The organism is Streptomyces sp. NPDC048565, from assembly GCF_040650935.1.
Lineage (GTDB): Bacteria > Actinomycetota > Actinomycetes > Streptomycetales > Streptomycetaceae > Streptomyces.
In genome coordinates, this window is sequence record NZ_JBEZIH010000025.1 from 64,922 (window position 1) to 85,258 (window position 20,337).

Below are 20,337 nucleotides of genomic sequence, written 5' to 3' on the forward strand. Positions count from 1 at the left end.
AGAGTTGTGTCGTCCTCCACAGCCGTGCCGGGGCAGAGCCCCATAGCCGAAACGGCCCCGCAGTCCCTGTGCGCCCTCGAACCGCGCGTCCCCGCCGACCGGCTGGTCGCGGAGATGGTGCCACCGCCGCGCTTCGACTCGGTGCGCTTCGATACGTACGTGCCCGACCCGAACCAGCCGAGCCAGACCGAGGCGGTCGAGGTCCTCAGCTCCTTCGCCGCGGGGCTCGGCGGGGCGCATGCCATGGGGTCGGGCCGATCAGGTGGAGCGCGAAGCGCATCGCCTGTGGGGTGGTGGCGGGCGACGGGTGGGCGGTTCGGTAAGAAGCCTGCCGCGGCACCCAGCGGGCCCCGTGGCGTCTATCTCGACGGCGGCTACGGCGTCGGCAAGACGCACCTGCTGGCCTCCCTCTGGCACGCCACCCCCGCCGCGCCCTCGCTCAAGGCCTTCGGCACCTTCGTCGAGCTGACGAACCTCGTCGGCGCGCTGGGCTTCCAGCAGACCGTGCAGACCCTGAGCGGGCACCAGCTGCTCTGCATCGACGAATTCGAGCTGGACGACCCGGGCGACACCGTCCTGGTCTCGTCCCTGCTCAGCAGGCTCGTCGAGGCGGGCGTCGCACTGGCCGCCACCTCGAACACGCTGCCGGGCAAGCTCGGCGAGGGCCGTTTCGCGGCGGCCGACTTCCTCCGCGAGATCCAGGGGCTCTCCGCGCACTTCAGGCCGCTGCGCATCGACGGCGATGACTACCGCCACCGAGGCCTGCCCGAGGCCCCGCCGCCGTACACCGACGACCAGGTCACCAGGGCCGCGTACGCGAACCCGGGCGCCTCCCTCGACGATTTCCCGGCCCTGCTCGACCACCTCGCCCGAATCCATCCGAGCCGGTACGGCGCACTGACGGACGGGATCACCGCGGTCTGCCTCACCGATGTGCAGCCGGTGCCCGACCAGTCGACGGCACTGCGCCTGGTGGTGCTCGCGGACCGGCTGTACGACCGTGAGGTCCCGGTGCTCGCCTCCGGTCTCCCCTTCGACCAACTGTTCAGCGAAGAGATGTTGAACGGCGGGTACCGGAAGAAGTACTTCCGGGCGATCTCACGGCTGACTGCACTGGCGCGTGACGCAAAGGGACTGGTGGAGCAGTAGGTTCGGGGGGTGAAGGGCGTACGAGTGCCTCAAGGGCGCTGTGTACGCCCGTCCGACCGCGCACACCGTTTCGAAGGGATCCAGCATGGCTACCACGCGTCAGGCGCACACGGTCTGGGAAGGCAACCTGCTCGAGGGCAATGGCGTTGTCACCCTCGACTCCTCAGGGATCGGGGCGTACCCGGTGTCCTGGCCGTCCCGCGCGGAGAAGGCGAACGGCAAGACCAGCCCCGAGGAGCTCATCGCGGCCGCGCACTCCAGCTGCTTCTCGATGGCTCTGTCCAACGGCCTGGCCACGGCGGGCACCCCGCCCACCCGGCTGAACACGCAGGCCGAGGTCACCTTCCAGCCGGGCACCGGCATCACCGGCATCCACCTCACGGTGGAGGGCGAGGTTCCGGGCCTGGACGAGGCGGGCTTCGCGAAGGCCGCCGAGGACGCCAAGGCGAACTGCCCGGTCAGCCAGGCGCTCACGGGCACCACCATCACGCTCACCGCGTCCCTGGCCTGACCGAGCGCATGTGTCTCCGGGGCCATCACCCGCCCCGGGGACACATGCGGGACACATGAGGCACCGTGGCCCGCATGGTTCACGTGTGCCACGGCGCGTGCTACACACATGCGGGTCACTTCACCTGTCCGCCAACAGGGAGTTGCCTCATGTCATCCGCACCTCGACGACTCGCAACACGACGACAGGTCCTGGCCGGCAGTGCCGCGACCGCCGCATCGGTCGCCTTCACCGGGGCCTTCACCGAACTCTTCTCCGGCGCAGCCGAGGCCAGGGGCCACAGCGGCTACGGCCCTCTCCTGCCGGACCCCGACGGTCTGCTCGATCTGCCGAAGGGCTTCCGCTACCGGGTGCTCTCCCGGGAGGGCGACCCGCTCCGCTCGGGCGAGGGCCGGGTGCCCAGCAATCACGACGGCATGGCCGCCTTCGCCGGCCGCGGTGGCCGGGTCCGCCTCGTGCGCAACCACGAGAACCGGGAGGACGCGGAGATCGCCGTCCCCACGATCGAGGGCCTCACCTACGACCCCATGGGCAGGGGCGGCTGCACCGCACTGGAGATCGACGGCCGGGGCGAGGTGCACGGCGAGCGCGTCGCCATCGCGGGTACGGCCGTCAACTGCGCGGGCGGCCCCACCCCCTGGAAGACCTGGCTGACCTGCGAGGAGACCGAGGACAAGGCCGGCACCAACGGCTACACGAAGGACCACGGCTTCATCTTCGAGGTGGACGGCGCGGATCCGCACCGCACCGGCGCCGTACCGCTGACCGCGATGGGGCGCTTCCAGCACGAGGCCATCGCGATCGACCCGCACAACGGCATCGTGTACGAGACGGAGGACGCGTTCGACAGGCCCTTCGGGCTCTTCTACCGCTTCCTCCCCGACAGGCCGCTCGGCGGTACGGGCTCCCTGCGGGCCGGCGGCACGCTGGAGGCCATGCGGGTACCCGGCGTCCCCGACCTCTCCGTGATCCAGGAGACGGGTGCGAGCTTCGACCGGATCGAGTGGGTCCCCGTACCCGATCCGCAGGCCGCGCAGACGCCGATCAGGCTCCAGGACTTCGGGCCCAAGGGCATCACGCACGCCCAGAAGCTGGAGGGCTGTTACTGGGGCGGGTCCTCGGTGTACTTCGTCTCCAGCTTCGCGCACAGCTCCGAGGGGTCGGCCGCCGACCACTTCGGCCAGGTGTGGCGGTACGAACCGGAGCGACGCCGGCTCACCCTGGTGATCGTCTTCGGCCCGGACACCGACATCCAGCTGCCGGGCGAGTCTCCCGACAACATCTGCCTCGCCGCCGGGGGCGGCCTGATGGTCTGTGAGGACGGCGGCGGCGCGCAGCACGTGCTCGGGGTGACGCGGCGCGGCGAGGTCTACGCGATGGCCCGAGGGCGGCAGAACATCGGCACGGACGAGGAGCCGGAGTGGGGTGAGTTCGCGGGTGTGACGTTCTCACCGGACGGCGGGACGATGTTCGTGAACTGCTACACACCGGGGACGACGTTCGCGGTTACGGGCCCCTGGCGCTGACCGTGGCCCTGAGGCCATGGGCAGACGGGTGATCCGGCGGGGCGCCGGAGCGGCGTGAGGACCACCGGGTCGGCCAACGGCTAGCGTCCCTCAGTGATCAAATCCGTTCGTACGACAATCGCTCTGACTGTATTGGGTGGGGTGCTCGCCGGCTGCGGAAGCTCCGGCACCGCCCCCGCCGCACTTCCGACAGCCTCTCCGCGGCCGGCGACAGGATCCCCGTCCCCCTCGCCGGCCGCGGAGAGCGAACCGCCCGCCCTGGCCCCCGGACCCGGTGGTCTCACACCGGTCTTCGAACGGCGGGCGGACAACGCCGGGGCCGGCGGGGCCGGCGGGGCCGGCGGGTCGGATGGGGCGGCGGCAGGCAAGGTCGTGGCGCTCACCTTCGACGCGGACATGACGGCGGATCAGGGGCCGCGTGCCGCGGACGGCGAGCACTTCGACAATCCCGGCCTGATCGCGTCGCTCCGCCGGCTGAAGGTCCCTTCGACGGTCTTCATGACCGGCAGCTGGGCGCAGGAGTATCCCGACCAGGCCCGCTCGATCGGCACCGATCCCCTGTTCGAGATCGCCAACCACTCGTTCAGCCACTACGCCTTCTCCTCGCCCTGCTACGGGCTGCCGACCGTCGAGAAGCCGGACATGCGGGGCGAGGTGGAGCGGACCTTCGCCGCGATCCGCGGGACGGGCGCGCGCAACGTCGTGCCGTACTTCCGCTTCCCCGGCGGCTGTTACGACGACGCCTCGCTCAAGGCCCTGGCCCCGACCGGGGTGACCGCGGTCCAGTGGGACGTGGTCAGCGGTGACGCCTTCGCCACGGACACGGACGCGGTGGCCGAGCAGGTTCTGGACGAGGTGAAGCCGGGGTCGCTGGTGGTCATGCACTGCACCCGCAGCGCGGCGCCCGTCACCGACGACGCCGTACGCCGGATCGTCCCGGAGCTACGGAAGCGCGGCTACCGCTTCGTCAAGGTCTCCGAGCTGATGCGGGGCTGAGAGCTGAGCCGCTCGGCCGACGCCCGCGCCGTCAGCCGGAGCAGGCGGTGCGCTCCGCCTCCTGCCAGGCACAGACCGGGCAGAGCGTGCTGCCCTTCGTCGACTCCGGGTACTCGGTCGGCTTCCGGCACAGCACACACTCGGCGTAGGGCGGGCCGGCGTCCAGGGGTGCACGGTCCGGCGAGGGCGTCTCGCAGTACGCATCGTCCATACGTACGAGCGTACTCACTTCGTCCATACGTACGAGCGTACTCACTCACGCAGCGCGGCGATCCTGGAGGTGAGCGCGGCCACCGCCACGGCGACCACGACGGCCCCTGCCAGGGGCAGCAGCGGCATCCGCACCGTGCCGGTCAGCGAACCCGAGACCAGGCTCGAAACCGCCGCCCGCGCGGGCGAGCCCTCGGTGACCAGGGCGAGGAGCGCGCCGAGCATCGTCGCGATGAGCGACCAGCCGTGGCGGTGCAGGACCGGCCGTGCGCAGAGCGCCCCGACGGCGGCCCCCAGCAGCGCGCAGCACCCTGCCGCGAGCAGACCGGCGAGCACGGCCGGCAGCAGCGGTACGGCGACGGAGTGGTCGTTACTGGCCGGCTCACTCATCAGCACCACGATCACCGTGCCGACGCCGCCGAGGGCCAGCGCGCAGCCCAGGCCGGTGAGCAGCGTGGCGCGGTGGGCGCGCGACGGTCCGACGGCGGAGGCGGTGACGGCGCGTGCGGCGGGCGGCTCCTGGGTGACGCAGAGCCGTACGAACCAGGCGGCCACGGGGACCAGTACGGCGGCGGCGTAACCGAGCGAGTCCAGCAGCGGCTGTCCCGCCTGCAGGCCGATGCCGAGGACGGCCGCGTAGAGGAGGAGGGGCGCGAGCCAGCGCTGGGAGCGCCCGAGCAGCGCCGCCTGGCAACGCATCACGGCGACCGCGCCACGGACCGGTGAGCGGGGCGGGCGGGGCGGATCGGGCCGGCGGGGCCGGGGCATCCGGTCCACGGCCGGCGCAGCGCCGGGCACGGCACCCGGCGCGGCGGTGGGGGCGGCTACCGGCACGGCTTCCTGCGCGGGGGCCGGGGCCTGGGCCTCAGCCACGGCCGGGATCGGGGCCGGCGCCTGGGCCCGCGACGGGAGTTGCCTGAGCGCGGTGATGTGCCAGGGCGGGGTGGCCGTGAGGAGCGCCCGCAGTATCGGGTCCGAGTCCGCCGCGGTGGTCGTGAGCCGGATCGCGGCCGGGTTCCCCGCGTCCCGCTCCACCGTGGGCGCGCCGGGCAGAGCCGGCGGGAGGGCGGCGGACGGCTCGCCCGTCGCCTCGATCCTGACCTGCGGGCCGGTGTCGCCGGGCGGAAGCGCCGGGACGAGGGTGCGGCCCTCCAGCCGGTACGTGAGGCCGGCCTGCCCGGCGAGCCGCTTCGGGTCGTGGTCGACGAACACCACCGTGGCGCCGTCGGCGACCCGCTCGGCGACGGCCAGGTCCAGTGCGTCGCGGGCCGCGGTGTCCAGTCCCGTCCAGGCCTCGTCCAGGACGAGGAGGTCCGGCTGGGCAAGGAGCGCCTGGGCGACGGCGACCTTCTGGCAGGTGCCCTTGGAGAGCTCCGCGAGGGGTGTACGGGCGTGTCCGGCCGCCCCGAAGCGTGTCAGCCAGTCCTCGGCCCGTGCGGCGGCTTCCGCGCTCGGGAGCCCATGGACACGGCCCATGTGGACGAGGTAACCGGCGGCCGTGAACGGCAGCGCCGCGGGGAAGCGTTCGGGCACGTACGCCGTGCGCGGCCGGCCCGTGACGCGCCCCTCGGCCGGCACGTCGACACCGGCGAGCAGCCGCAGCAGAGTCGACTTGCCGACACCGTTGGCGCCCTCGATCCGGACCAGGGCCCGCGCGGGCAGGTCCAGGTCGAGCCCGCGCAGCACCCAGGGGCCACGCAGGCCGTACCGGCGGCCCACTCCTCGCAGCATCAGTTGGCCGACGACTTCTCCGGCTTGAGCTCACTGGGCCTTACGATCACGAATCCCTCGCCCTGGAGCATCAGCTGGACCGCCTCGCCCGATCCGCCGCGCACCATCGAGCCGAAGCTCTGCGAGCGGTGCAGCGAGGTGGACAGCTGGGCGCTCCAGCCGACGACCGCGTCCGTGTCGACGTACACGGGCTGCTGTGCGGTGACGGGGATCACGATGGGGTGGCCCTCACAGATCAGGCCGAGCTTGCCGAATCCGCTGAAGACGCTGTTGAAGAGCCCGCCGCCGGTCATCCCGGCACCCTTCACGGTCTTGATCTCGTAGGAGAGGCTCGCGTCGAAGCAGAGGACGTTACGGCCGTTGACGGTCAGGACGTCACCCTGCTCCATCTCGACGATGAAGCAGTTGGCCGCCTCGTGGGCGAACCATGCCTCGCCCTGGCCGGTGACCGCCATCAGCGGCAGCCCTTCGCCCGTCACGGCGCGCTTGAGCAAGCCGCCGATGCCCTGGCCCTTGCGCTCGAACTGCAGACTGCCCCGGAAGGCGATCATCGAGCCCTGCCGTGCGTGCATCTCGCCGTTGACGGCGTACTTGATGGACTTGGCGTTCTGCAGGGTCATGCCGGGGACCGTGGCCTGCCGGGCCGTGTGCTCGTCGGCAAAGAGATCGCTCTTCATAGCGCGTATCCTCACCCGGAGCCCTCCCTTCCGCCAAGAACCGGTGGTCACGGTGGCCTGGCAGACTGGGTGCGTGAGCAGCGACAGCATTCCCGAGACCTTTCCCGCAGCGCCGGACGCCCCCACCGAGAGCCCGTTCCGTACGGAGCCGACGGCCCGTGACGAAGCCCCGCAGTTCGTCCTGCCGCTGGTGGTGCACCTGGAGAAGACGGCACCCCCGGCGCGCAACGACGCCCTGGTGACCGCCGCCCGCGCGGTGCTCACGCTGCTCTCGGACCCCCGCTCGCTCGGCGGCGAGGACGGCGGCGTCGAGGACGTCGAGGGAGAGGACGGCGCCGAGGGCGAGTGGGCGCGGGCCGTGCGCGACTGGCAGGACGCCCGCATCCGCAAGGTGGTGCGGCGGGCGCGCGGCGCGGAGTGGCGCAAGGCGTCCGCGCTGCCCGGGATCACGGTCACGGGCGAGCACGCCGAGGTCCGGGTGTTCCCGCCGGTGCCCCTGGACGGCTGGCCCAAGGAGCTGGCCAAGCTCCAGGTGTCGGGCACGGACCTGGACGACCCCGAGGCCCCGGCGGCGCCCGACCTGGCCGGCCCGGTGCTGTGGATGAATCCGGACGTCACCATGTCGGCGGGCAAGGCGATGGCGCAGGCCGGGCACGGTGCGCAGCTCGCCTGGTGGGAGCTGTCGGACACGGAGCGCACGGCCTGGCGTGAGGCCGGGTTCCCGCTCTCCGTCGCCACACCGGGCGCCGCCCGCTGGCGCGAACTCACCGCGAGCGGACTGCCGGTGGTGCGGGACGCCGGATTCACCGAGGTCGCCCCCGGCTCCTGCACGGTCGTCGCCGACCACCCGGCACTGCGCCGCTGAGTCAGGTCGTCACGCCCGGCGCCGGACGTACAGCCGGTCGCCCTTCGGGCCGGTCCATTCCACCCTCACGACACCGGGCACGGCCGCGTCGGCCAGGCGTGCCGGGTTGGACCAGTGGCCGAAGTTCGGGTTGCGGAAGAACGTCGCCCACAGAGCGCCGTCGGAGTCCTCGAAGAAGTTGTTGTGGCCCGCGCCGACGCCGACGGTCCAGCGCTCGGAGTACGGTCCATCGAAGCTGTCCGAGACGGCGGCGATCGCGTCGTACTGGTACTGCACCCGGCCGGTCCCCGCCTCGTCGTAGCCCTGGCGCGCGGTGCCGTCGGCTTCGATCGACGTCCGGTCCCAGGCGGCGTGGAGGAGGAAGTACTTCCCGCCGTACTTGAAGACGTACGCGCCTTCGAGGTACGGCTCGGGCGTGTACGGCGACTGCCGGAACAGGGGGAGGTCCGTCGTCGTGACGATGTCCTCCATGTCGTCGCGGAACTTCGCGTACAGGTTGTTGTGCAGCACGAGCCAGGCGTCGTCACCCTCGGAGTAGAGGCTGCCGTCGATGTGGTGGTAGGCGCCGGGCTCGATGAAGGCCGGTCCCCCGATGAACGAGTCGCCGAACGGCTTCTCCAGGTTGCCCTCGACGAGCCGGTACGGGCCCTCGACCCCGCCCTCGCTCACCAGCATGAAGGAGCCGACCTTCTGGGAGTGGTCCCCCATGCAGGCGACGATGTACCACTTCCCCTTGAAGCGGTGCAGCTCCGGCGCCCACGCCTGGCCGCGCTTGCCGAACTCCTCGTCGTGCCAGTACTCCTGCCACGGGGCGACGACCGTGCGCCCGGCCCGGTTCTCGTCGACGAACTCGGGCGACCACACCTTGCCCTTCTCCGCGTCCGGCCGGATCCCGGTCGTGTCGGCCAGCTTCCAGGGCCCCTCGATGTCGCGGGCCACCCACACGAAGATGCCGTCGTTCCACGGGCCGGCCGCTTCGAGGCCCGGTACGCGGGTGGTGCCCGTGGCGACGTAGAGCGGACGGCCGTCGACGACGAAGCAGTTGACGTAGGTGTCTCTCATCCACACCACTCCGCGCTCCTTGTCGCGGGGTCTCAGCTCCAGCGGGAGGACGAAGGAGTTGTCCTCACGGGGCCACAGGTCCGGCCGGATGTCCGCGAGACCGTAGGGCTCCTGGGCGGGCCAGTTCTCCGGGTGGCGCTTCGCCGTGGTCCGGTCGGGGCGGCCTGCCGCCGGGGCGGCGGAGGCGCGCGCGGCCGGCGCGGCGGCCACGGGCAGTGCGGCGGCCGCGCCCACTCCGGCGGCTCGGGTCAGCAGGGACCGCCGGCCGAGATGCGGCCTGTTCTCGGTGCTGGTCATGGGGCACGTTCTCCTTCGTCCGGGTCACCCGGCATGTCATGGACCGCCTACGGCACAGCCCTTGGGGCACGGCGATCAGGATGCGAACGGCTGTTGATCTCCGTCAACGGAGCCTGGAATTAATCCGGCGTGTCCGGCAGGTCGGCATATCCGTGCTGCTCCGCGTTTCCGCAGGTCACCGGAGTTCCGTTGAGTCCGAAAGGTGCATCACGATCAGATAACGGCGCCTGTACGGGCCGCCCGGGAACCTCAAATTCAGCTCTGAACGTCCCCCCTTCCGGGTTCACCGGCACGCGGCGGGGCCATGACCCCTGCACGGAACGGGGAGGGGACACCATGAAGCTGGGAATCGGCATCGGATGGCGGCCGGAGATCGCGGACGCCGTCGAGGCGCTGCCGGGGATCGACTGGGTCGAGGCGGTCGCGGAGAACCTCTGCGCGGATCATCTCCCCGAGTCCCTGGGGCGCCTGCGGGAGCGCGGGGTCACGGTCGTCCCGCACGGGGTGTCGCTGGGCCTGGGCGGAGCCGACCGCCCGGATCCCGGCCGCCTGGCCGGTCTCGCCGCGCGGGCCGAGCTGCTGGGGACACCGCTGGTGACCGAGCACATCGCCTTCGTACGCGCCGGAGGGCCGCTGACCGCTTCGCCGGTGCTGGAGGCGGGCCATCTGCTGCCGGTTCCCAGGACCTGGGACGCGCTGGAGACGCTGTGCGAGAACGTACGCGTCGCACAGGACTCGCTGCCCGTCCCGCTGGCCCTGGAGAACATCGCCGCGCTGATCTCCTGGCCCGACGAGGAGCTGACCGAGGGGCAGTTCCTCACGGAGCTGGTCGAGCGCACGGGCGTACGGCTGCTGATCGACGTCGCGAATCTGCACACCAACCATGTGAACCTCGGTGAGGACCCCGCGACGGCACTCGACGAACTGCCGGTGGAGGCCATCGCGTACGTCCATGTGGCGGGCGGCGTCGAGAAGGACGGCGTCTGGCACGACACGCACGCCCACCCCGTGACGCGTCCCGTCCTGGACGTGCTGGGCGAGCTCCGCTCCCGCGTCGACCCGCCGGGGGTCCTGTTGGAGCGCGACGACGCCTTCCCGCCGGCCGGAGAGCTGGCCGGTGAACTGTCCGCGATCCGCTCCACCCTGGCCTCGGTGACCGTGACCACGACTCCGCGCCAGGACCGGCCGCTGCCGGCCAGGCCGCCCGAGCAGGCCCGCAGCGTGGCCGGCCGACGCGACAGGACCGCCGTGGCACAGACCGCGCTGCTCTCCTCGCTCGTGGCGGGTACGCCCGCCCCTGACGGCTTCGACCCCCGGCGTCTCGGGGTGCAGCGCCGGGCCCTGGCAGCGAAGCGTGCCGAGGTCGTCGCCAAGCTCGCGCCCGAGCTGCCGGGGATCCTCGGCGACGGCTACCGCGCGGCGTTCCTCACGTACGCCAGGAACCGGCCGCTGCCCGCGGGGCACCACCGTGACGCCCTCGACTTCGCCGAACAATTGCTCATCGAGGGCCGCCCCGCCGAGGACGCCGCCCGGCGGAGGCTGACCCGCTGGTGGCAGGACCGCACGGCGCCCCGCCCGCCCGGCCGGGGCGCCCGTCTGGCCCGTGCCGCCCGTACGACCCTGCTGGGAAGGTGATCCCGTTGAACATCCTTGCTCTCCTGCTGACCCTCGCCGTGGCGGTCTCCTCGACGCTGCTGGTCGTCGCGACCGTCGGGGCCGGGCGTCGCGGTGTCTCCGGCACCGGCCAGGTGCACGACCTCGCCGAGGCGGCGTTCCTGAACGGCGGGCCCGCCAGGGTCGTGGACACCGCGTTCACCGCCCTGCACACGGATGGGCGGCTGACGGTCGGCGGCCCCGGGATCATCGCCGTGCGCCGGGGGGCCACGGCCCGTGACGCGGTGGAGCGCGCGGTGCTCCAGGAGTCGCAAGCGGCCCCGAGCGGAGCCCTGCACATCCTGCGGGAGGCGGTGATGCGCCACCCGGCGGTGCAGGAGATCGGCGACGGACTCGCGGCCCGTGGGCTGCTGGTCGCCCCGGAGGGGAGCCGGACGCGGTACCGGTGGGCAGGCATCCAGGCGGCCGCCTGTGTCGTGGGGGTCCCGGTCGCCGTCCTCGTGACGATCATCCAGTACAGCCTGTACGCGGACTACGCAGACGCTCCCTACCCGTTCGTCGTCAAGGTGCTGCCGGCGCTCGCGGTCGGCGGCCTGGTCGGCTTCCTCTCCGCCGCGTCGGCCAAGCGGCGGATCACCGAAGCGGGGCGCGGGGCGCTGAACGGTTTCCGGACCCGGAACGCAGGGGTGCCCGACCCGGCGCTCCTGGTGGCGGTCCACGGGCTGCGCGGGCTGCCCGACCCGGAACTCCGGGCGCAGTTGGCGGCGGCCGCACGGCAAGGGCCCGCCGGCCGCCGCCCGTCGGGCTCCACATCCGTCGCCACGTCCACCGCGGCCGCGGGCCCCGCGGTGTGGTGCGCCGGGGCGAGTCCTGGCGGCGGGAGCTGCGGCAGTTCCAGCGGCGGGGGCCACTCCGGCTCGGGGGCGAGCTGCGGAAGCGGCGGGTCCGGCTGTGGCGGAGGGTCGAGCTGCGGCAGCGCATCGAGTTGCGGGAGCGGCTCCAGCTGCGGCGGCGGGTCCAGTTGCGGCGGCAGCTCATGAGGGAGGGAGCGCGGCAGGAAGAGGGCCGGAGGCAGCGGGCTCGTACGGGTCGGCAACCGTACGGATTCAGCCACCGATGACCGGCTGTGACCGACATCGGTCCATATCGTGAACAAGGCATAGCGCTTCTCTGCCTGCTTCGCATAGAAATCGGCCATGCTCTGGGTCCTGCTTCTTGTGGTCGCGTGGGGCGCGGCCGCCGCATCCTGCATCCGCCTGTGCCTCGTCACCGCGGGTGCTGCGCAGCGACCGGCCGGTGCCGCGCGGGCACCGGCCACCCCCGAACTCAATCTGTACGAGACGGCGTTCCTCGCGGGCGGACCGCAGCGGGTGGCCGATCTGGCGCTGGTCTCCATGCATCTGCGGCGCCGGCTGCTGCTCGCCCGCACGGGCTGGGCGACCGTCGTCGACCCGGAAGGGCGGGACGAGGTCGAGCGCACGGTGATCCGCGCGATCGGCCCGGAAGGGCAGTCCCGGATAGCTCCGATACGGGCCGCGGCGGCGGCCACCGACGCCGTACGCGCCCTAGCCGACCGCCTCGTCGCGGCGGGGCTCGCCGTGCCGCACGGGACCAGGACGGTCCTGGAGTCGGCGGTGCGGGCCGTGCGCGGCGCGGGAGTGCTGGTGGTGGTCCTCGCGGTCACCGCGATGCTGATGCCCGGTCAGGGGACGGGCTACGGCGGCCCGGTGGCCGTCTGGTTCGGGCTGCCGCTCGTGCTGACGCTGGGCTGCCTGGCCATCGCCCGGGTGGAGAACCATCCGTACAGCCAGTGGGCCTCCCCCTCAGGTCAGCGCTGGCTGGATTCGCTGCCGGCCCCGGCGCGCGGCGCGGACCGCGACCTGCTGGCCGCGGTGGCGGTGCGGGGCGTGGGAGCCCTGGAGGACCCGGACCTGAGGGCGGCGCTGTCGAGCGGACCGCGCAGCGACGTCTGACGCGCGCGTGGTACGGGACGGAACAGCGCCTCCGACGCGCGCTTACGGGATCCGCGGTACGGGACAGAACAGCACCGGGGCCGCCTCCGTGCGGAGGCAGCCCCGGTGCTGTGTCCGGACCCGGTGTCGCTGGAACGACGGGCGGCGTCACACGCGCCGTTGCCCGCCAACTGATCTTCCGGGTCGGGATGACCGGAAACGCTGGCTATGCGAGTCCGGCCACCAAGTCTGCGACGGACTTCCTGCGTCCGGTGTAGAACGGCACCTCTTCCCGCACGTGGAGCCGCGCCTCGGAGGCCCGCAGATGACGCATGAGGTCGACGATGCGGTACAGCTCGTCGGCCTCGAAGGCCAGGACCCACTCGTAGTCGCCGAGCGAGAACGAGGGCACGGTGTTGGCACGCACATCGGGGAAGCCGCGGGCCATCTTGCCGTGGTCCGCGAGCATACGGCGGCGGTCCTCGTCCGGGAGCAGGTACCAGTCGTAGCTGCGCACGAAGGGGTACACGCTGACGTAGCCGCGCGGCTCCTCGTCGGCCATGAAGGCCGGCACGTGCGACTTGTTGAACTCGGCGGGGCGGTGCAGCGCCATGTTCGACCAGACCGGCTCCAGAGCGCGGCCCAGCTTCGTGCGCCGGAAGAGGTTGTACGCCTCCTGGAGCGCCTCGGAGGTCTCGGCGTGCCACCAGATCATCAGATCGGCGTCGGCCCGGAGCCCGGACACGTCATAGGTGCCACGGACCGTGGTGTCCTTGGCCTCGAGCTGGTCGAACAGCTCCTGGACCTCGTCGGCGTAACCGGCGCGGTCCTCGGGAAGGACGTCCTTCAGCTTGAAGACGGACCACAGGGTGTAGCGAATGACCTCGTTGAGGTCCTTGGCCTTCTTGCCTGCGTTCGGAAGCTTCTCTGGCGCACTCATACGGCTATTGTCCCGCCTCGCTCCCCGTGCCCCGAACCCGGGTCGGCGTGTTGTCGATCTCCCCTCCGGCAGCGCCCGTGAGGTCCCGGGCGATCTCGTCGGCGGCGCGGTGCGCGCTCGCCACGCAGGCCGGGATCCCGACGCCGTCGTACGCCGCTCCGCACACCCGCAGACCCGGCAGTTTGGCGACCTCGTCGCGGATGCGGGCGACCCGGGTGAGATGACCGACGGGGTACTGGGGCAGCCCGCCGATCCACCGGGTGACCTCGGTGTCCACGGGCCGTGCCGTCAGTCCCGCGGCGGAGGCGAGGTCGCCCAGGGACGCGGCGACGAGCTCGGAGTCCTCGCGGTGCAGGTGCTCCTCCTCGCCGTAGCGGCCGACGGAGGTGCGCAGCACGAAGAGGTCGGGGGCCGCGTCGGCGACCCACTGCCACTTGTTGCTGGAGAAGGTGGACGCCTTGATGGTGCGGCCGTCGACGGGCGGTACGAGGAAGCCCGAACGCCCCCTGAGCGCGTCGTTGCCCTCGGTGTCGGAGCGCCTGAAGGCCATGGTGACCAGGGCCATCGAGGCGTACTCGACGGCGGCGAGCTCGACCGAGGCGGCGGGGCACTCGGCGGCGAGCAGGGTGGACGCGGACCAGGCGGGGGCGGCCAGGACGACGGCGTCGGCGGCGATCACCCTGCTGTCGGTGCGCACGTCCCAGCCCTCGCCGGTCCTGGTGAGGCCGAGCACCGGGGTCTCGGTGAGGATCTCGGCGCCGCCCGCCCGTACGGCGTCGGCCACGGCGCCCGGCAGGGTGCCGATGCCGCCCTCGATGCCCTGGAAGACCGGTCCGGTCTGCTGCCGGGCGGCGGCCCGCTCCTGGATGCGGAGTACGCCGTCGAGGAGCGGGCCGCCCTCCTTCACCGCGTCGAAGAGCTGGGGCACGGCGGCGCGCATCGAGATCCGGTAGGCGTCGCCCGCGTAGACCCCGCCGAGCAGTGGCTCCACGAGCCGGTCGACGACCTCACGGCCGAGCCGGTCGGCGACGTAACTGCCGACCGCGACGTCGTCGCCGACGGCCGTCGGGGTGAGGTCGCGCTCCTCGGCGATCCTGGCCAGACCCTCCGGCGAGAGCACGCCGCTGAGCGCCGCCGGGTCGCCGGGGACGCCCATCACATGTCCCTTGGGCATGGGGCGCAGGGCGTCACGGGTCCAGATCGACGCGGTGGCGGTCGCGGGCGGCTGGAGCCGGTCGCCGATACCGGCCGCGGTGGCCAGCTCCACCGCTTCGGGCCGGCGCGCGAGCATCGACTCGGCGCCGAGGTCGACCCGGGTGCCCGCGATCTCACCGGTCATCAGCTTGCCGCCGAGCCGCTCGGTCGCCTCCAGGAGGGTGACCCTGATGCCGGAGGCCAGCAGCCGGTGGGCGGCGGCCAGTCCGGCGATGCCGCCGCCGATGACGACGGCGTGGCCCGTACGTGTGGTGTCACGCTGAAGAGAACGCTGCATGGGTCCACTCTCTCAAACCCGTCCCGAGTCCCGAACGTGACCGCTTCGAAACCGCTGACAGGAAACCCGCGGACCGGCCCCCCGCGTCGAACAGGCACCAGCAACCACAGCCCCGGGGGGACGCGACATGACTGTCGACCGGCACACGGACAGCCATCCACCGATCAGCCGCCGTTCGCGCGCGCTCGCCGCCTCCGCTCTGCTCGTGGCGCTCCTGGCCACCGCAGCGTGCGCCGGCTCCGGGTCCGACAGCGGTGCCCGGGACCGGGGGGCCGTGTCCGACGGCAAGGCCGCGGCCCCCGCCGCGACCGGTGCCGGCGGCGAGTCCGCCACGCGGCCCACGGACGGGTCCTCGTCGGCGTCGAAGGCGGACTCCACGGTCGCGGTCCACGTCATCCGCACGGCGACGCTCTCCGTCGAGGTGAAGAGCGTCCCTGACGCGGTCGAGGCGGCCCGGGGGGCCGCGGAGGACGCCGGTGGACTCGTGGCGGACGAGAGCACACGGCGCGTCGACGACACCCACGACGGGTCACGACTCGTCCTGCGGGTGCCCCAGGCCGGCTACGAGGAGGTGCTGAGCGGTCTGGCCGGGTCGGGGAAGCTGCTGTCCCGCACCTCGAACGCGAAGGACGTCACCGGGGAGGTCGTCGACGTCGAGAGCCGGATCGCCACCCAGCGCGCGAGTGTCGCGCGGGTCAGGGACCTGATGGACAAGGCCGGGGAACTCTCCGACGTGGTGACGCTGGAGGGTGAACTGAGCAGCCGGCAGGCCGACCTGGAGTCTCTGCTCGCGCAGCAGGCCTCCCTGAAGGACCGCACGACGCTGGCGACCATCACGCTCGAACTCAGCGAACCGGACGCGAAGGCCGAGGAGTCGGACGAGGAGGACCCCGGGTTCGTCGACGCGCTGAGCGGCGGCTGGGGCGCGTTCGTGACGACGCTGCGGTGGATCGGGGTGGCGATCGGAGCCATGGCGCCGTTCCTGGCCACGGCGGCCGTCGTGGTGCTCCTGTGGCGGCTGCTGCGCCGCCGGCTGCCCCGGCGGCCCCGTACGGCGCCCCGGCAGGCCACGGAGACCGCAGAAGCCGCAGAAGCCGCGGAGGCCGCCGGGACCCCGTAGCCCCCGCAGGCCCCGTAGCGTGGGCCCCTGACCCTGTATACGGCGGCGAAGGGACCTGGCAATGGCGGCGGAGCGACTGGTGGTCGTCGGAGGCGACGCGGCGGGCATGTCCGCCGCGTCGCAGGCCCGCAGGCTCAAGGGGCCGGAAGCGATGAGCATCGTCGCCTTCGAGCGGGGCGACTTCACGTCGTACTCCGCCTGCGGCATCCCGTACTGGGTGAGCGGCGACGTGGAGGGGCCCGACGCGCTCATCGCCCGTACGCCCGAGGAGCACCGGGCCCGCGCGATCGATCTGCGCACCCGCACCGAGGTGACCGAGATCGACGTCGCCGGGCACCGGGTGCGGGCGCTGGACCGCGACAGCGGCGAGACGTACTGGACGGGCTACGACAAGCTGGTCATCGCCACCGGGGCGCGTCCGGTGCGCCCCGAGCTGCCCGGGATCGACGCTCCCGGCGTCCACGGTGTGCAGACCCTGGGCGACGGCCAGGCACTCCTGGAGTCGCTGGACCGGGCTCCGGGGCGCCGGGCGGTCGTCGTCGGCGCGGGTTACATCGGTGTCGAGATGGCCGAGGCGATGCTGAAGCGCGGCTTCGATGTGACGGTGCTCAACCGCGGTACGCAGCCCATGGCGACGCTCGACCCGGACATGGGGCAGCTGGTGCACAAGGCGATGGACGGCCTGGGCATCACCACGGTCAACGGCGCCGCGGTCACCCGGATCGACACCGGCCCCGACGGCCGGGTCACGGCGGTCGCCACCGAGGGCGGCACCTATCCCGCGGACGTCGTCGTGCTCGGCATCGGCGTCGAGCCCGAGACGGCCCTGGCCCGCGAGGCCGGTCTGCCGCTGGGGCCGCACCGCGGCCTTCTGACGGACCAGTCGATGCGGGTCGTGGGGCACGAGGACATCTGGGCGGGCGGCGACTGCGTCGAGGTCCTGGACCTCGTGGCCGGCCGCACCCGGCACATCGCGCTCGGCACGCACGCCAACAAGCACGGCCAGATCATCGGGTCCAACGTCGGGGGCGGCTACGGCACGTTCCCCGGTGTGGTCGGTACGGCGGTGAGCAAGGTCTGCGACCTGGAGATCGCCAGGACCGGGCTGCGGGAGAAGGACGCCCGCGCGGTGGGCCTGCGCTACGTCACCGCGACGATCGAGTCGACCGGCCGGGCGGGCTACTACCCGGGGGCGCAGCCGATGACGGTGAAGATGCTCGCCGAGTTCCGCACGGGCCGGCTCCTGGGGGTACAGATCGTCGGCCACGAGGGTGCGGCGAAGCGCGTGGACGTCGCCGCGGTGGCACTCACCGCCCGGATGACGGTGGAGGCCATGACGGCCCTGGACCTCGGCTACGCCCCGCCGTTCTCCCCCGTATGGGACCCGGTCCTGGTCGCCGCCCGCAAGGCCGTGACGGCGGTGCGGGCGGCGGGCGGCTGACTAACCGGCCGTCTGCTGGTGGACGTACTCCACCAGACGCGTCAGGGCGTCCGCGTCGGTGTTCGGCATGACGCCGTGGCCGAGGTTGAAGATGTGGCCGTCCAGACCGGCGGCGGCGTCGAGCACCTCGCGGGTCTTGGCCTCCACCGCCTCGGTCGGCGCGAACAGCACCGCCGGGTCGAGGTTGCCCTGGAGCGCCTTGCCGGGTCCGACCCGGCGGGCGCCCTCGTCCATCGGGACGCGCCAGTCCACCCCGACGACGTCCGCGCCTGCCTCGCCCATCAGGCCGAGCAGCTCGCCGGTGCCGACGCCGAAGTGGATGCGCGGCACGCCGTACGACGCGACGGCGTCGAAGACCTTCGCGGAGGCCGGCATCACCGAGCGGCGGTAGTCGGCCGGGGCCAGGGCGCCGACCCAGGAGTCGAAGAGCTGCACCGCGGAGGCGCCGGCCTCGATCTGGACCTTGAGGAAGGCGCCGGTGATCTCCGCGAGCCGGTCGAGCAGGTCGGCCCAGAGCTCGGGGTCGCCGTACATCATGGCCTTGGTGCGCTCGTGGTTGCGGGACGGGCCGCCCTCCACGAGGTAGCTCGCCAGGGTGAACGGCGCACCGGCGAATCCGATCAGCGGCGTGGCGCCGAGCTCGGCGGTGAGCATCCCGATGGCCGCGGTGACGTACGGGACGTCATCGGGCGTGAGGTCGCGCAGCCGGGCCAGATCGGCTCGGGTGCGGATCGGCTCCGCGACCACAGGGCCGATGCCGGGCTTGATGTCGAGGTCGATGCCGATGGCCTTGAGGGGTACGACGATGTCGCTGTAGTAGACCGCGGCGTCGACCTTGTGGCGGCGTACGGGCTGCATCGTGATCTCGGTGACGAGCTCCGGCATCGTGCAGGAGTCGAGCATCGCGATGCCCTCGCGGACCTTCAGGTACTCGGGCAGCGAGCGCCCGGCCTGGCGCATGAACCAGACCGGGGTGTGGGGCACCGGCTCACGGCGGCAGGCCTTGAGGAACGCCGAATCATGGGTGGCGGATGTGGTCCGCAGGCCCGCGGACGGGCCCTCCCCTGATCGGGCGGAGCTGGAGTCTGGGGGAAGGTCGTTGGCACTCACGCACAGAATCTTCGCATGGAGCGGGAACGAGCCGGACGTCGCATGGGTGTCCCTCCCTGCACGGCGCTCCGGTTCCGCCTACTCTTCCCCGCATGGCTCCGGCTCAGGGACAATTTTCCGATCAATCCGATGGCACTGACAGCGAGGAGGGCGCGGACGGCGACACTGTCCCGCTCGTGTTCCGGTCGGCGGTCGAAGCGTTGCGTTCCGCGCGCCTGCGCCCCGAACTGGAGGTCGAGCCCACACGGCCGCCGCAGCGGCTCGCCCCGCACGCGTACGCCCTGGAGGCCGCCGTCGTGGAGGGCGAGGAGGACCTCGCCGACGGGCGTCTGGTCCTCCTGCACGATCCATCAGGACACGACACCTGGCAGGGCACGTTCCGCTTGGTGACGCTCGTACGGGCGGAACTGGAACCGGAGATGGCGGCCGACCCGCTGCTGCCCGAGGTGTGCTGGTCCTGGCTCACGGGGGCACTGGACGCCCGGGGGCTCTCGTACGGGGAGGCCGGCGGGACGGTGACGCGCGCAGGTTCGCACTACTTCGGCTCGCTGTCCGCACGCCGGCCTGCGACGCAGATCGAGATCCGGGCCTCCTGGACGCCGCGTGAGGGGCGGGGCGGGGTGCCGGACACGGCGGGGCACCTGGTCGCCTGGGGCGATCTGCTCTGTCAGCTCGCCGGTCTGCCGCCGTCGGGCACGGCGGACACGGCCGTGGTGACGCTGCCCCAGCGGCGCGGGCCACAGGTCTCATAACGCTGCGTCATCTTCGGGAGAGCCGGTCGCACAGGGACCGGCTCTCTTTTCGTACAATCGATCGCGCGTCCTATTTGCCCGAATTGTTACTCACTAAATCGTGATCTTCCTCTAAAGGAGGACGCACCTGCTGCCGAAGAGGTCAATGACCCTTCAAGCATGGTTCGCCCCGGCTTCACCCCCCGAGCCGGCCCGTCCCGCCACTCCCCCAGGAGGCCTGGTGTCCGTTCTCCTCGAGCAGCCCGCAAGCCTGGTCGCCTACCGCCCGAACAAGCCGACGGCCATGGTCGTCGTGGCCGACCCGCGCGTCCGTTCCACCGTCACCCGCCATCTGTGGGCCCTCGGAGTTCGTGACGTCATCGAGGCGTCGTCCATCGCGGAGGCCCGCCCCCGCGTCGGCAACCCGCGCGACATCTGCGTTGCCGACGTCCACCTGCCCGACGGTTCCGGGCTGACCCTGCTGTCCGAGACCCGAGCCGCCGGCTGGCCGAACGGCCTCGCCCTCTCCGCCGCCGATGACATCGGCGCGGTGCGCAACGCCCTCGCGGGCGGCGTGAAGGGCTATGTCGTCACCGGCACCCGTACCAACATCGGCCACCCCACCCGTCCCGGCGTCGCCCCGATCGGCGCCAATGCCGCCCGTATGCACCGCAGGCCTCCCGGCTCCCCGAGCCACCCGGGCGGCTACCGCGAACTCTCCGGCCGCGAGGTGGAGGTGCTCCGCCTGGTCGCCGAAGGCCAGTCCAACAAGGCCATCGGCGTCTCGATGGGCCTCTCCGCCCTCACGGTCAAGAGTCACCTCGCCCGTATCGCCCGCAAGCTCGGCACCGGAGACCGCGCCGGAATGGTCGCCGTGGCCCTGCGAACAGGCATCATCCACTGACCGCGGCAC

Annotated in this window: 19 protein-coding genes; 12 read left to right on the forward strand and 7 right to left on the reverse strand. The window is 72.4% G+C overall.

Annotated features, from left to right (window positions below; translation table 11 throughout):
* Nucleotides 1–6: 6 nt before the first annotated feature.
* From zapE to AB0C75_RS27275, 4 genes are all read left to right on the forward strand, one after another.
* The gene (gene zapE / locus AB0C75_RS27260; protein ID WP_362894355.1) at nucleotides 7–1,149 is read left to right on the forward strand and encodes a cell division protein ZapE; all 1,143 of its coding nucleotides are present in this window, start codon (nucleotides 7–9) and stop codon (nucleotides 1,147–1,149) included.
* 85 nt (nucleotides 1,150–1,234) lie between these two features.
* Nucleotides 1,235–1,660 carry an OsmC family protein gene (locus AB0C75_RS27265; RefSeq protein ID WP_362894356.1) on the forward strand — a complete coding sequence of 142 codons (426 nt, stop codon included), beginning with the start codon at nucleotides 1,235–1,237 and terminating at the stop codon, nucleotides 1,658–1,660.
* 149 nt (nucleotides 1,661–1,809) lie between these two features.
* A complete protein-coding gene (locus AB0C75_RS27270; protein WP_362894357.1) occupies nucleotides 1,810–3,186 on the forward strand; it encodes an alkaline phosphatase PhoX in 1,377 nt (458 codons plus the stop codon).
* Between the two features lie 117 nt (nucleotides 3,187–3,303).
* Nucleotides 3,304–4,182 carry a polysaccharide deacetylase family protein gene (locus AB0C75_RS27275; RefSeq protein WP_362894409.1) on the forward strand — a complete coding sequence of 293 codons (879 nt, stop codon included), beginning with the start codon at nucleotides 3,304–3,306 and terminating at the stop codon, nucleotides 4,180–4,182.
* A gap of 31 nt (nucleotides 4,183–4,213) precedes the next feature.
* Here the strand turns inward: AB0C75_RS27275 and AB0C75_RS27280 are convergent, their stop codons facing one another.
* From AB0C75_RS27280 to AB0C75_RS27290, 3 genes are read right to left on the reverse strand one after another with little or no spacing between them, the layout of a single operon-like run.
* Nucleotides 4,214–4,393 (reverse strand): hypothetical protein, encoded by a 180-nt coding sequence (locus tag AB0C75_RS27280; protein ID WP_362894410.1) that lies wholly within the window; start codon nucleotides 4,391–4,393, stop codon nucleotides 4,214–4,216.
* 41 nt (nucleotides 4,394–4,434) lie between these two features.
* Nucleotides 4,435–6,123, reverse strand: coding sequence for an ATP-binding cassette domain-containing protein (locus tag AB0C75_RS27285; RefSeq protein WP_362894358.1), 1,689 nt, complete (start codon nucleotides 6,121–6,123; stop codon nucleotides 4,435–4,437).
* Nucleotides 6,123–6,800, reverse strand: a complete 678-nt coding sequence (locus AB0C75_RS27290) for an AIM24 family protein (RefSeq protein ID WP_362894359.1) — start codon at nucleotides 6,798–6,800, stop codon at nucleotides 6,123–6,125. The genes AB0C75_RS27285 and AB0C75_RS27290 overlap by 1 nt, the downstream gene beginning before the upstream one ends.
* Nucleotides 6,801–6,873: 73 nt before the next feature.
* On the opposite strand from AB0C75_RS27290, the gene AB0C75_RS27295 reads away from it, so the two are divergent.
* Nucleotides 6,874–7,665 carry a peptidyl-tRNA hydrolase gene (locus AB0C75_RS27295; RefSeq protein ID WP_362894360.1) on the forward strand — a complete coding sequence of 264 codons (792 nt, stop codon included), beginning with the start codon at nucleotides 6,874–6,876 and terminating at the stop codon, nucleotides 7,663–7,665.
* A 9-nt stretch (nucleotides 7,666–7,674) separates the two neighbouring features.
* Here AB0C75_RS27295 and AB0C75_RS27300 read toward each other — a convergent pair whose 3' ends face one another.
* On the reverse strand, nucleotides 7,675–9,024 hold the full coding sequence (locus AB0C75_RS27300; RefSeq protein WP_362894361.1) for a family 43 glycosylhydrolase: 1,350 nt from the start codon (nucleotides 9,022–9,024) through the stop codon (nucleotides 7,675–7,677).
* Nucleotides 9,025–9,360: 336 nt separating this feature from the next.
* On the opposite strand from AB0C75_RS27300, the gene AB0C75_RS27305 reads away from it, so the two are divergent.
* The 3 genes from AB0C75_RS27305 (at nucleotide 9,361) to AB0C75_RS27315 (ending at nucleotide 12,611) form a co-directional block, all read left to right on the forward strand.
* Nucleotides 9,361–10,659, forward strand: a complete 1,299-nt coding sequence (locus tag AB0C75_RS27305; RefSeq protein ID WP_362894362.1) for a DUF692 domain-containing protein — start codon at nucleotides 9,361–9,363, stop codon at nucleotides 10,657–10,659.
* 5 nt (nucleotides 10,660–10,664) lie between these two features.
* Complete coding sequence (locus AB0C75_RS27310) at nucleotides 10,665–11,678, forward strand: TIGR04222 domain-containing membrane protein (protein ID WP_362894363.1); 1,014 nt, start codon at nucleotides 10,665–10,667, stop codon at nucleotides 11,676–11,678.
* Between the two features lie 156 nt (nucleotides 11,679–11,834).
* Entirely contained in the window at nucleotides 11,835–12,611 is a 777-nt protein-coding gene (locus AB0C75_RS27315) for a TIGR04222 domain-containing membrane protein (RefSeq protein WP_362894364.1), read from the forward strand.
* Between the two features lie 205 nt (nucleotides 12,612–12,816).
* On the opposite strand, the gene hemQ is transcribed toward AB0C75_RS27315, so the two are convergent.
* Nucleotides 12,817–13,530 carry a hydrogen peroxide-dependent heme synthase gene (gene hemQ, locus AB0C75_RS27320; protein ID WP_362894365.1) on the reverse strand — a complete coding sequence of 238 codons (714 nt, stop codon included), beginning with the start codon at nucleotides 13,528–13,530 and terminating at the stop codon, nucleotides 12,817–12,819.
* Nucleotides 13,531–13,534: 4 nt separating this feature from the next.
* On the reverse strand, nucleotides 13,535–15,022 hold the full coding sequence (hemG, locus tag AB0C75_RS27325; protein WP_362894366.1) for a protoporphyrinogen oxidase: 1,488 nt from the start codon (nucleotides 15,020–15,022) through the stop codon (nucleotides 13,535–13,537).
* Nucleotides 15,023–15,149: 127 nt separating this feature from the next.
* Between hemG and AB0C75_RS27330 the strand changes: the two genes are divergently transcribed.
* Both AB0C75_RS27330 and AB0C75_RS27335 read left to right on the forward strand, forming a co-directional pair.
* On the forward strand, nucleotides 15,150–16,142 hold the full coding sequence (locus AB0C75_RS27330) for a DUF4349 domain-containing protein (RefSeq protein WP_362894367.1): 993 nt from the start codon (nucleotides 15,150–15,152) through the stop codon (nucleotides 16,140–16,142).
* Nucleotides 16,143–16,203: 61 nt separating this feature from the next.
* Entirely contained in the window at nucleotides 16,204–17,583 is a 1,380-nt protein-coding gene (locus AB0C75_RS27335; protein ID WP_362894368.1) for an FAD-dependent oxidoreductase, read from the forward strand.
* On the opposite strand, the gene hemE is transcribed toward AB0C75_RS27335, so the two are convergent.
* Complete coding sequence (hemE, locus tag AB0C75_RS27340) at nucleotides 17,584–18,627, reverse strand: uroporphyrinogen decarboxylase (RefSeq protein WP_362894411.1); 1,044 nt, start codon at nucleotides 18,625–18,627, stop codon at nucleotides 17,584–17,586.
* A gap of 158 nt (nucleotides 18,628–18,785) precedes the next feature.
* On the opposite strand from hemE, the gene AB0C75_RS27345 reads away from it, so the two are divergent.
* Together AB0C75_RS27345 and AB0C75_RS27350 are read left to right on the forward strand one after the other, a co-directional pair.
* Complete coding sequence (locus AB0C75_RS27345; protein WP_362894369.1) at nucleotides 18,786–19,445, forward strand: DUF3000 domain-containing protein; 660 nt, start codon at nucleotides 18,786–18,788, stop codon at nucleotides 19,443–19,445.
* Nucleotides 19,446–19,665: 220 nt separating this feature from the next.
* A complete protein-coding gene (locus AB0C75_RS27350; protein ID WP_033300087.1) occupies nucleotides 19,666–20,328 on the forward strand; it encodes a response regulator transcription factor in 663 nt (220 codons plus the stop codon).
* Nucleotides 20,329–20,337 lie beyond the last annotated feature (9 nt).